Source organism: Marinobacter sp. BW6 (assembly GCF_008107725.1).
Lineage (GTDB): Bacteria > Pseudomonadota > Gammaproteobacteria > Pseudomonadales > Oleiphilaceae > Marinobacter.
In genome coordinates this window covers 1-680 of record NZ_VIRN01000087.1, presented here as the reverse complement: position 1 = coordinate 680, position 680 = coordinate 1, and the positions used below count along the sequence as shown (strand labels likewise).

At 51.5% G+C, this 680-nt stretch carries 1 protein-coding gene; it reads right to left on the bottom strand.

The window, feature by feature from the left end; genetic code table 11:
• Positions 1-680, bottom strand: a 680-nt coding sequence (locus tag FMN52_RS19670; RefSeq protein WP_205424983.1) for an AIDA repeat-containing protein, incomplete at both ends; no start/stop codon positions are given.

Genomic DNA, 680 nt, shown 5'->3' with positions numbered 1-680 from the left:
CTGTCACCTTTTACCGTACTGCCGTCTAGAATCAACACACCGCCCTGCTGTACAGTAATCGTTGATTGTTGCAGCTCTGCGCCATAACCAATAATCATTGAAGCGCCGTCCAGTAATGCAACACTCCCGGTCAGTTCAACCGGTGCGCGATCTTCCTCTACGACAAAATTTTCGTCCGCGCTGGTGGGTGACAACAGGATCACTGTCCCACCTTGTATTACCGCGTTTTCCAGCGTACCGGCATGCACTTCAGCCCGACCACCCACATTCACGGACAGGTTTTGCGTCTTACCGGAACTGTAGAGCTGAAGGCCATCCGTCCCCAGACGATAAATGGATCCATTCTCAACAATAGTGTCAGAGTCTTCACCACCGAGATTATTCATGGTGCCACCAGCAAGCAACGTATCACTGGCTTTCCCGGCCAGCATAAAAACGCCGCCCTGATTAATCTCACAATTGCTGGCTTCCCCACCTGGATACACCAACAATTCACCACCTTCATCTACCACGACCGCTGAGGTTGTCCCATTAACCAACAGGCCGCCCTCTTGATCGAGAATGATTTTTTCCGCGCGATGTCCTTCCAGTACACGCAGGTTACCGCCATTTTCCAGCAACAAACCGCAGGCATAACCTTTATCAACGCTGAATTCACCTTCGGGATGGCGGCCATTAAC